The organism is Acinetobacter sp. YH18001, assembly GCF_013416975.1.
Classification (GTDB): Bacteria; Pseudomonadota; Gammaproteobacteria; order Pseudomonadales; family Moraxellaceae; genus Acinetobacter; species Acinetobacter pseudolwoffii.
In genome coordinates, this window is the sequence record NZ_VPEU01000067.1 from 1 (window position 1) to 7,817 (window position 7,817).

The following is a 7,817-nucleotide window of genomic DNA, read 5'->3' on the forward strand; positions in this document are numbered from 1 at the left end:
TTAAATATAAACCGCGCATCTTGCTCGCCACTTGCTAGGATGGCTCTATTATAGGCATAACTCGGTTTAATTGCCGCAGTCCTGCTGTTTCCGCGACCGGGTAGCAACAGATTTGCAGTTTTTTAGATTCTATTTTTATTAAATTTCACATATATTTATTTGGCATTAGCTAGATTATATAAATGAAGTGTTAATTAATAATCTCTTATTAATTGAAAGTAATATATCAGTAGTTGTAAAGCTTAAGCTGGTTTTTATTGGTTGAAAAGTGTTTTAAAAAAACAATAATTATAAAGTATTGGATAAGTGGTATAAGAAAAATACTTATCCATAAAATGTAACTATATTTGAGAATAAGATTTTTATAGGTGGTGTGTTGAATAAAATTAATATATGTTATAAATAATCAAATAAGAATATCTATGCCAGAAGGCATCAATGAATTAAGAAAATATTTGAAAAGTAAAATAAAAATAAAAGGAATATTGGGAATGGTGAAAAAAATATTAGTGACTGGTGGAGCTGGTTTTATTGGATCTGCTACCGTCCGGCATATTATCAAAGCGACTGAACATCATGTTTTAAATGTTGATAAGTTAACTTATGCAGGCAACTTGGAGTCATTAATTTCTATATCAGCTCATCCCCGTTATCAATTTGCTCAAACTGATATTTGTGATCATGTATCTTTAACACGATTATTTTCAGAATTTCAGCCAGATATCGTCATGCATTTGGCAGCAGAGTCTCATGTGGATCGTTCGATCGATGGTCCAGCTGAATTTATCAGCACCAATATTGTAGGTACATATACCCTCTTGGAGGTCGCACGAAAATATTGGCAAAATTTGGGTGAAATCAAAAAGTCTAAATTTAAATTTCATCATATTTCAACAGATGAAGTCTATGGGGATTTAGAGGGGACAACCGACTTATTTACTGAAGCCACAGCTTATTTGCCAAGTTCACCTTACTCGGCAAGTAAAGCCAGCTCGGATCATTTAGTACGTGCTTGGCATCGAACCTATGGTTTGCCGGTCGTGGTCACAAATTGCTCAAATAATTACGGGCCTTATCATTTTCCTGAAAAACTGATTCCTTTGATCATCTTAAATGCGCTGGATGGAAAATCCTTACCTGTTTATGGCAATGGTCAGCAGATTCGGGATTGGCTTTTTGTAGAAGATCATGCCCGTGCTTTATATCAGGTTGCGACCAAAGGCAGGGTAGGCGAAACCTATAATATTGGGGGGCATAATGAAAAACAGAATATTGATGTGGTTAAAACCATTTGCGCCATCTTGGATGAACTTAAGCCACGACTCAATGGCCAAATATATGAAAGCCTGATTAGCTTCGTTAGTGATCGGCCTGGTCATGATTTACGTTATGCCATTGATGCTTCAAAAATTGAGCGTGAACTTGGCTGGAAACCACAAGAGTCTTTCGAGACCGGTATTCGTAAAACTGTGCAGTGGTATCTGGATAATCTGCAATGGTGCCGTCGCGTTCAGGATGGTTCTTATCAGCGTGAACGTTTAGGGGAGGCAGTCTAATGTCAAGATCAACAAAGGGGATTATTTTAGCAGGTGGTTCGGGCACACGCTTGCATCCAATCACTAAAGGAATCTCGAAACAGTTACTTCCGATTTATGATAAACCTATGGTTTATTACCCATTATCTGTGTTGATGTTAGCCGGTATTCAGGAGGTTCTTGTCATCAGTACCCCGGAAGATATTGATGGGTTTAAGCGATTATTAGGTGATGGCTCACAATTTGGCATGCAGCTAAGTTATGCGATTCAGCCTCGACCTGATGGTTTGGCACAAGCCTTTATTCTGGGTGAAGAATTTATTGGGCAAAGTAATGTGTGCTTAGTGCTCGGCGATAATATCTTTTATGGGCAAGGTTTTACCCCCATGCTGCGTCAGGCTGCTGAACGTCAAAAAGGAGCCACTGTTTTTGGCTATCAGGTCAAAGATCCTGAACGCTTTGGGGTGGTGGAATTTGATCAACAGCAACGTGCTATTTCAATTGAAGAAAAACCGGAAAAACCTAAATCTAACTTTGCTGTAACGGGTCTGTATTTTTATGACAATGATGTGATTCAGATTGCCAAACAAGTACAACCTTCTGAGCGAGGTGAACTGGAAATTACCTCCATTAACCAGGCATATCTGGAACGTGGTGATTTAAATGTTGAATTGCTGGGACGTGGCTTTGCCTGGTTAGATACAGGTACACAGGGAAGTCTACTTGAGGCAGCTCAATTTGTGGAAACCCTTGAAAAGCGTCAAGGTTATAAAGTTGCCTGTCTAGAAGAAATTGCAATGAATAATAGCTGGTTAAGCAAAGAACAAGTGTTAGCCATTGGTCAAACGATGAGTAAAAATGGCTATGGTCAATATCTGATTTCTTTGGTGGGGTAATCATGATGAATCTTATTGAATGGATTGATTTACCTAATCTGGGAGATCATCGTGGCAGTTTGGTGGTCGCTGAAGCCAATCGGAATATTCCCTTTCATATACAGAGGCTCTACTATATTTTTGGCGCTCAGCCTGATGTTCCTCGCGGGTTTCATGCACATAAAGAGCTTCAACAAATTGGGTTTTGTCTTCAAGGCAGCTGTAAAATATTAATGGATAACAGTAAAGAAAAACAAGAAGTGTGCGTAAGTCAGCCCAATAAAGGATTATTAATTCCGCCCATGGTTTGGCATGAAATGCATGATTTTTCTGAAGATTGCATATTGTTGGTATTGGCAAGCGATTATTATGATGAAAGTGACTATATCCGTAATTACGACCAGTTTTTAAAAGAAGCAGATAAAACTTTTATTGCATAGAAAATGAGATCATAAAATTAAGAAAAATAATTCACAAGTATGATGGCTTTGTTACTCAAGAGACTTCAGAAAATAGAATTTTAAATAATAATAAATATGAAGGAGATGTATGAGATGATTAAGCCGCTTACATCATTGCGTATGTTTTTTGCGCTATTTGTTTTTCTTAGTCATTTGGCCTTTTTAAAAAATGACACGCATTATGCAAATATTTTTAACAGTATTTTTGACGAAGGATTTTTAGGCGTCAGTTTTTTCTTTATATTAAGCGGATTTATTTTATCCTATAACTATAAAGAAAAATTTTTTAGAGGAAATATTTCAAAAAAAGAGTTTTATATTTCTCGTTTAGCAAGAGTATATCCAGTACATATAGCAACTACGGCAATTGTACTTCTGTTGACCTTTAGCCAGTCTGGACAAGGATGGGAATACTTAATTCAACACATTTTTCTAATACAAAGCTTTTTTTTAGAAGAAAATATTCATTTTTCATTAAACTCTCCATCCTGGAGCATTTCCGATGAATTGTTCTTCTATTTACTTTTTCCATTTGCATTTTTAATTTCTGAAAAAATAAGAAGCTATATATTTATTTTTTATCTTATAGGTATTCTGGTTTTGAATATGCAGCTTGATAAAAACCAGAATCACTATTGGTTGTACATTTCACCATGGGTACGTTTTTCAGATTTTTTACTTGGTATTATCCTGTTTGATCTTTATGAGAAAATAAAAGTTAATTATTCTAAAGTGAAGATACCTACTTTTGTATTTGAATCAGGAGCGATTTTACTTTTTGTCTTATTCTTTGTATTTCATAGCAAGATAGATATCAGTTATAGATACTCAATTTATTATTGGTTACCTATGGCCACCATCATTCTTGTTTTTGCATTGTCTCATGTTGTTAATGAAAAAAGTATTATTACCAAGTTTCTATCAAATAAATATATGGTTTTGGCGGGAGAAATCAGTTTTTGTTTTTATTTGCTTCATGTTTTGGAAATACAAGTTTTAAATTATATAAAAAAGATGTTTTTATTTGATATAGATTTAATGTTGTTTTCATTGATTATATTTATTGTGACTTTAATAGCCAGCTTTATAATGTATAAATATATTGAAAAGCCTCTAAATAGAAAGATGAAGAAATTTTTATTAGAGCCAAGTTTTAAATCTAAGAATAATGAACTGAATAAATAATATTGGGGTTTTCACTTTAATTCATATCAATAGATTAGTTTTGATAAATGTGAAATTAAAAAATGAATAACAAATTTTTATACGAGATTGATAAGAATGATACCTTTTCTTGAGCTAAAAGCGATAAATGCTCAATACCGTGACAAACTTATAGCAGCTTGTACACAGGTCATTGATTCTGGTTGGTATATCTGTGGCAAAGAGTTAGAGGATTTTGAACGAAATTTTGCGAATTATTGTGGTACAGAGTATGCCATAGGGGTTGCCAATGGATTGGATGCTCTAATTCTGACCCTGCGTGCATGGAAAGAACTGGGTAAACTGAATGAAGGCGATGAAGTGATCGTACCTTCAAATACCTATATTGCAAGTATTTTGGCAATTTCACAGAATCATCTGAAACCGGTATTGGTCGAACCGGATATCCAGACGTTCAATATTGATGTTAAAAAAATTGAAGCCGCGATTACCATCAAAACAAAGGCAATTTTGCCTGTTCATTTATATGGACAGCTTGCTGCCATGCCAGAAATTATGGCGCTTGCCAAGAAACATAATTTACTGGTTTTAGAGGATTCAGCACAAGCCCATGGCGCTGAAATCGAGGGTAAAAAAGCAGGGAATTGGGGAGATGCTTCAGGCTTCAGTTTTTATCCAGGAAAAAACCTGGGTGCGCTGGGTGATGCCGGGGCAATTACCACCAATGATGCTGAATTGGCCCATATGCTTAAGGCTATACGTAATTATGGCTCACATGAAAAATATAAAAATTTGGTCATGGGAGTAAATAGTCGCCTTGATGAAATTCAGGCGGCTATCCTGAATGTAAAACTGCCATTTTTAGATCAGGAAAACCAGCATCGTCGTCAGATTGCAGATCTCTATTTAAAAGAAATTCAGAATCCAGCCATTGTGCTTCCACTTAAAAATATAAATACCGCAACTGATATGCAGCATGTTTGGCATTTATTTGTGATCCGGACCAGATATCGGGAGGAATTACAAAAATATTTGGCAGAGCATGGGGTACAGACATTGATTCATTATCCGATTCCGCCCCATAAGCAGCAAGCTTATAAAGCATGGAATAACTTAAACTTACCAATTTCAGAACAAATTCATGCGCAAGTCTTGAGCTTGCCGATAGGGTCTACTTTATCCATGGATGAAGCAAAGCAAGTTGTTCAGTTATGTAATGGTTTTCAAATATAGATGAATTTACTTCAGACCAGTGTACTGAATGGGGTGGCGGTCCTGATTAAGACCATAACCCTGTTTGTACTGAATAAAATTCTGGCTGTATATCTGGGGCCGACTGGATATGCAGCTTTAGGTCAATTCCAAAATTTTATTCAAATGGTGACTACTTTTGCGGGTAGTGCAATTAATACCGCAGTCATTAAATATACTGCTGAATATCATGAAGATGAAAGCAAACAACGTGCAATCTGGAAAACAGCAGGCAGTATTGTTTTTGTATTTAGTCTGATGTTCGCATTTTTGATTTTAATTTTCCAAAGGCAGCTATCACTTTATATATTTCATACACTTGAATATCAAACAGTTTTTGTATGGTTTGCAGTATTTTTATTATTCTTTAATTTTAATACCCTGTTTTTAGCGATACTCAATGGCAAAAAAGAAATATTAAAGCTGGTACTTGCCAATATTGCGGGTAGTTTATTTGCGCTTATTGTTACGAGTATTTTAGCAATAAAATTACATTTATATGGTGCCTTAATTGCATTATCCATTTATCAATCTATTGCGTTTATAGTGACGTTATTTCTGTGTTATCGAGCGGATTGGTTTAAGTTTTCCTCTCTGTTTGGAAAAATAGACTTAGAAATTACTAAAAAATTTAGTTCTTTTATCTGGATGGCATTGGTCAGTGCGATCTGTGTGCCTTTATCACAAATGTTAATTCGAGCCTATTTAAGTCAGGAATTTGGCCTGGTGTATGCCGGTTACTGGGAAGCCATGATCCGTCTAAGCACCGTATACCTGATGCTGGTTACAACAACATTGGGAGTCTATTACTTACCGCGCTTGTCAGAACTCCAGATGATTGATGAAATTAAGAAAGAAGTTTATTTAGGCTATAAGTTTCTTTTTCCACTGGCTGTGGCAGGTGGAATAATTATTTTTGTGTTGCGTGACTGGATTATCAAAGTCTTATTCAGTCCATCTTTCGCACCCATGCAGAGCCTGTTCTTTTGGCAAGTGATGGGAGATGCACTAAAAATAGGAAGCTGGATACTGGCTTATTTGATGCTAAGCAAAGCCATGACCAAACTGTACATATCTACAGAGATTATATTTACCTTGTCTCTTATTGCTTTGACCTATGTATGTACCCAGCTTTTTGGATTTGAAGGTGTTTCAATGGCCCACCTCATAAATTATGGAATGTATTGGGTCGTCATCAGTTTTTTTATATTTAAATCATTAAAATAAAGAGAGATAATATGATAAATGGCCAAGCTTTAGTTTCTGTCATTATACCAAGTTATAATCATGAAAAATTTGTGTGTGATAGTATCCAGAGTGTCATTAACCAGTCTTATCAGAATATTGAGTTAATTGTCATTGATGATGGATCTACAGATTCTTCAGTAGAAAAAATACAAGAGCTGGTTCCACGATGTGAAAAACGATTCACCCGGTTTGAATTTAGGCATCGACCGAATAAGGGCTTGAGTGCAACCTTGAATGAAGCACTAGAATGGGCGCAAGGAGAATATTTTTCTTCTCTCGCTTCTGATGATATAATCTTGGAAGATAAAATAAAAATACAATCCGAATTTTTAAAGCATAATAAAAATTGTATTGCAGTGTTTGGAGGAATATCAGTTATTGATCATGATTCTAATCAGATAAAAAATAGAATTAAAAAAAGAAAAAACTATAGTTTTGAACAAATTTTATTGTTAGAGCATGATTTGCCAGCCACGACACAACTGATTCGCTCAAAAGCTTTGAAAAAAATCGGTGGTTATGATGCTGAGGTAAAAATTGAAGACTGGTATATGTGGTTGCTTTTAGCACAAGAAGGGGAGTTATGTTATCTTCCTGTCCTGTTTGCTAAGTATAGGCTACATGATAATAATATGCATAAGCAAACCTCTCTCATGCATGATTCAAGAATGATGATTTTAAATGAGTACCAAAATCATATACTTTTTAATAAAGCAAAAAAAAGAGCGTTATGGATAAATGCGTTTGAATTAGGGTTAATATCCAAAAAGAAATCATTAGAAAAAATGCTAGGAATTTTGAGAGAATATCCATCTGAAATTTTTACATATGATTTTTTCAGATTTTTTTACTGGTTATTCATTAAAAAAGAATTTTAATAAAAATTAAGTTTAATCAATATTATTAATTTTAAACAGGTATTAATTTTTTTAAAAAATACTAAATCAAAAAAAATAAAATTAATAATATGAAATATTAATCAGTTCTTTTGCTTTTTAAAGCATCAGATAATATAAAAGGAATGGATAATGATTATTTTAAATGAAAGTAATTCAAAAAATAACATTATTTTTTTAAGTGATAATAATATAAGAGATAAAGTAGTTGTATATCTTGTATTGTTTTCATTTTTTTTATCTCAGTTTTATTTTTGGTCAAGTGGGGTTCCGCAGTTTAGTCACATTTTTATTATGGGGGCTATTTTATTATTATTTAATAAAAGTTCTTCAATAAATATTGAATACTCTAATACAATTTTATTGTTTGTCGCATATGCAATTTGT

At 34.3% G+C, this 7,817-nt stretch carries 7 protein-coding genes and 1 pseudogene; all 8 read left to right on the plus strand.

The genetic code is table 11. The annotated features are described in order from the left end of the window. Positions 1-491 precede the first annotated feature (491 nt). A complete protein-coding gene (rfbB, locus tag FTV48_RS13520; protein WP_005173650.1) occupies positions 492-1,556 on the plus strand; it encodes a dTDP-glucose 4,6-dehydratase in 1,065 nt (354 codons plus the stop codon). Then, the gene (gene rfbA / locus FTV48_RS13525; RefSeq protein WP_100355445.1) at positions 1,556-2,431 is read left to right on the plus strand and encodes a glucose-1-phosphate thymidylyltransferase RfbA; all 876 of its coding nucleotides are present in this window, start codon (positions 1,556-1,558) and stop codon (positions 2,429-2,431) included. The genes rfbB and rfbA overlap by 1 nt, the downstream gene beginning before the upstream one ends. Positions 2,432-2,436: 5 nt before the next feature. Continuing rightward, positions 2,437-2,850 carry an FdtA/QdtA family cupin domain-containing protein gene (locus FTV48_RS13530; RefSeq protein ID WP_180000689.1) on the plus strand — a complete coding sequence of 138 codons (414 nt, stop codon included), beginning with the start codon at positions 2,437-2,439 and terminating at the stop codon, positions 2,848-2,850. A gap of 114 nt (positions 2,851-2,964) precedes the next feature. Further along, positions 2,965-4,056: an acyltransferase gene (locus FTV48_RS13535; protein WP_180000680.1), complete on the plus strand. Its 1,092-nt coding sequence runs from the start codon at positions 2,965-2,967 to the stop codon at positions 4,054-4,056. 96 nt (positions 4,057-4,152) lie between these two features. Next, positions 4,153-5,268: a DegT/DnrJ/EryC1/StrS aminotransferase family protein gene (locus FTV48_RS13540; protein ID WP_180000682.1), complete on the plus strand. Its 1,116-nt coding sequence runs from the start codon at positions 4,153-4,155 to the stop codon at positions 5,266-5,268. Further along, the gene (locus tag FTV48_RS13545) at positions 5,269-6,513 is read left to right on the plus strand and encodes an O-antigen translocase (protein WP_180000684.1); all 1,245 of its coding nucleotides are present in this window, start codon (positions 5,269-5,271) and stop codon (positions 6,511-6,513) included. It abuts the gene before it with no gap. Between the two features lie 11 nt (positions 6,514-6,524). Further along, the gene (locus FTV48_RS13550) at positions 6,525-7,412 is read left to right on the plus strand and encodes a glycosyltransferase (RefSeq protein ID WP_180000687.1); all 888 of its coding nucleotides are present in this window, start codon (positions 6,525-6,527) and stop codon (positions 7,410-7,412) included. A 150-nt stretch (positions 7,413-7,562) separates the two neighbouring features. Continuing rightward, positions 7,563-7,817, plus strand: a pseudogene (locus FTV48_RS13555) (hypothetical protein); the annotation flags it as partial.